This is a genomic window from Parabacteroides sp. CAG:2, from assembly GCF_000436315.1.
Lineage (GTDB): Bacteria > Bacteroidota > Bacteroidia > Bacteroidales > Tannerellaceae > Parabacteroides > Parabacteroides distasonis.
Window position 1 is genome coordinate 20,747 of the sequence record NZ_FR885309.1, and the last position, 3,206, is coordinate 23,952.

3 protein-coding genes are annotated in these 3,206 nt (G+C 44.7%); 1 reads left to right on the forward strand and 2 read right to left on the reverse strand.

Translation table 11 applies throughout. The annotated features are described in order from the left end of the window. The coding region (gene sbcD / locus QVP94_RS12455; RefSeq protein WP_288213267.1) for an exonuclease subunit SbcD at positions 1-452 on the reverse strand (452 nt) is incomplete at its 3' end. Positions 453-747: 295 nt separating this feature from the next. Between sbcD and QVP94_RS12460 the strand changes: the two genes are divergently transcribed. Beyond that, complete coding sequence (locus QVP94_RS12460; RefSeq protein WP_022192731.1) at positions 748-1,998, forward strand: TonB-dependent receptor; 1,251 nt, start codon at positions 748-750, stop codon at positions 1,996-1,998. Between the two features lie 47 nt (positions 1,999-2,045). Here the strand turns inward: QVP94_RS12460 and QVP94_RS12465 are convergent. Further along, positions 2,046-3,206: PAS domain-containing sensor histidine kinase (locus tag QVP94_RS12465; protein WP_288213268.1), on the reverse strand; the 1,161-nt coding region annotated here is incomplete at its 5' end.

Sequence of the window (3,206 nt, forward strand, 5' to 3'; positions counted from 1 at the left end):
TAATCCCCTTGGCGGAGGAAAGGCACCGCCAGGCAAAGCGCCTCCCGCTCTCCCGCCCGGTTCCTCAAAGGGACGACGAGCGAAGCGAGGTCGATCTCCCCGGAATCCGTCCTCCCCACGATACCGACAATCGAGGTATTCAATTCCTCCAGCAAGGGATTCGGGGCTTCCAGACGGATCGCGGAATCGTGGTTGCCGGCGATGGTCACGATCTGCAAGCCCGGATTCAGGCGATTCGCCTCCCGCAGGAAACGATAGAAACGGCGTTGCGCCCCCGCGGAAGGGTTCGTCACGTCGAACACGTCGCCGGCGATCAGCAGGACATCCGTCTCACGCTCCACCAATAGATTCGTCAGAAAACCGAGGAAAGCGTCGTGCTCCGCCTCCCGGTCGTAGCCGAAAAAGGTCTGGCCCAGATGCCAGTCGGCGGTATGGATAAGTTTCAATGCCATATATTGTCATATTTATAAAAGCAAAGGTACAATTTTTTTCCAGGTTCTTTCTTTTGCCGTCAACATTGCCAAAGAGACATATCCGCGTCAAGGGAATAAGTTGTCGTTTCTTCTTTTTTAGGTCTATTTCAGCAATATACATCATAATATATGTATTTTAGTCCTAAGTTTATAAATTCTTTTGTTACATTTAGAGCGAAGAATGATCATCAACCGTTTTTCCCATAGCAACGGAATATCATAGATTTCCTAAAGGCAATGACATAGTTTACAATAAAAAAACTAAATAAAAATCATGTACCATCTGATACTAAACGTTCTAGTTTTCTTTCTCCCATTGCTTCACGGGGATAAATCGACCGCATCAAATCCGGATATCAAGGAGGGAAATGAGGCTTACACAGTCTCATTCTATCCGGAAGGGGGCCGATTGATATTGAATACCGCCTGCGTAGTCGCATTCAAGGCAGAAAGCAGAGATGGTAAAACATTAGATATCTCAGGAGAGATCGTGGATGACAGAGGTAATATTGTACAAAACGTAAAATCCTTATATAACGGATTAGGATATTTCAATATTTACCCAAATGAAGGAAGGACCTATTATCTGAACTGTAAAAGCACAGAAGGTATAGAAAAAAGCTTTATATTACCTGCCGCAACCCTATCAATAGGGATAAAAGTACATTTCAAGGAAGACCAAATATTAGTCTCGGTCTCAAAACCAGAGCATTTGCAATTTAAAGACACTTTATATATACTGTTACAATCCGAAGACTCCATCGTTTATAAAGACATTTGGGATTTCTCAAGGAGATGGATCGTATTCGAGAAAAAAGACATCAAGACCGGACTGTCTAGTTTTCTTTTAGTAGATAGTAATGACGATCTACTTTCCGGGCGACCGTTTTTCAAGCTGGAAAATATCTCATCACTCCAATCTTTGCCTCCGGACTTCAAGATAAGGCTACTTCCTATCATGAACGATCCGGGAACCGATTCCATACGGAAGAATCTCGTATTGGATACTTTGGCCAAGACTTTAACAATCGACCAGGAACAATCGGAACCTGATAAAAGGCCAGATGATGATATATGGAAGACCATCGAGTTGGAGAATTTAGAAATCAAGGCATTCAAGAAAGACAAACAGAATCAAGGACTCTATTCGCCCGTCCAAGCTTCCAGCCGTATTTATAGTTCCCAAGATATAGAACGGTGGCATATAAATGAGATGAAATCGTTATTATCTCGCTTTAGCGGGGTTAAATTTATCTTCGATGACGTTAAGCAAAAATATTATCCGGTACTCCGTGACGCGATAACTTCCTTTAGATCAAAAAATGAAGGGAAACCCCTAGTCGTGATTGATGACACGCCTTTTATCGATTTCGACATCCTAGATTACCCCGTTAACGACATAGAAGAAATATTTTTACTAAAAGGATCAGACGCTGCCATATGGGGGCCTAAAGCTAGCAATGGAATTATCGTCATTATAACCCAAAGAGGTAAATCCACAAAAATCGAGCAAAAAGAGGAATAAAATGAGAATCCCGTCCGGGGGCGGCAAGACATCCGCTTCCCGCTCCACTATCCCCCCTTATATACCGGCAGCACAACCGAGAAGCGGCTTCCTTTTCCTAGCTTAGAACTCAGTTCTATCCGTCCCCCCAAGTTTTGTACGATTCCTTGGCAGATAGACAACCCCAGACCGGCCCCTTGGCTGAATTCATCTTGCTTGAAAAAACGGCTGAACACCTTCTCTTGTTGCTCCTCCGATAGACCGATCCCGGAATCCTCGACAAAAATCGCTACCTCATCCGTCCCCCTCAGATGCTTAAATCCCAACTTTATATATCCGCTATTCGTGAATTTACAAGCGTTTGTCAAGAAATTGGTTATAACTTGCGAAAGTCTCTTTTTATCCGTATAGATAAACAAATCCCCCTCCGCCTCTTTCGAGAATCGTAGGTGGGCGGGGACCAATAACTGATGGGCGAGGTAAAGGTCGTCTACCAACTCCTTGACGGAGCAGCTCTCTTTCTCGAATTTCATTTGTCCCGATTGAAGTCTCGAAACCTCCAGAATATCATTGATAAGCACCAACAGCAGATCGCAGCTCTGATTGATCGTCTTGGCAAACAGCTGCTTGTCGGCCTCGTCTAAGTCCTTCTCCGAGGCCAGCAGGTTCGAGAAGCCTACGATAGAGTTCAGCGGCGTACGTATCTCATGGCTCATGTTCGCCAAGAATTTTTGCTCATATCCCCTCATGAGGATAAGCTCTTTTTCCCGTTTCTTCATGTCATTGATATTGATAAGTATACCGCTCACGTCTTTGCCTCCCTCCGCATTATCTAACGCAGGCATGGCGCTAAAGCGGAATTCCCACCATTCATAATCAGATCCGGCGAAGCGGGCACGGCATTGGAATACCTCCTTGTCCGCCTTCCATAAGGATTGCCAAAGTAATTTGAAAGCAGTGAGATCATCGGGATGTATCAGCCTCCACATCTCTTCCAACTCGATCCGTGATGACTGGTCACCGACAGGATACTCGAAAAAGAACTCCTCGTCCTTAAACTCCCAGATGTATATGCCTCCACACTGTATGGCCAAATCCAAGAAGAAATTCTTTTGAGACAGACGGGAGAAGATCATCTTGACTTGCCTCTTCTCCCGCCCATACAAGCATAAGACACCGATTAAAAATACGATAGTAGCTACCTCAAAAACAGGCCTCAGCCTATAATA

What these genes read in the sequence shown, in the direction of transcription:
- QVP94_RS12460 (WP_022192731.1), top strand. Translation starts at nt 748, where the DNA reads ATGTACCATCTGATACTAAACGTTCTAGTTTTCTTTCTCCCATTGCTT.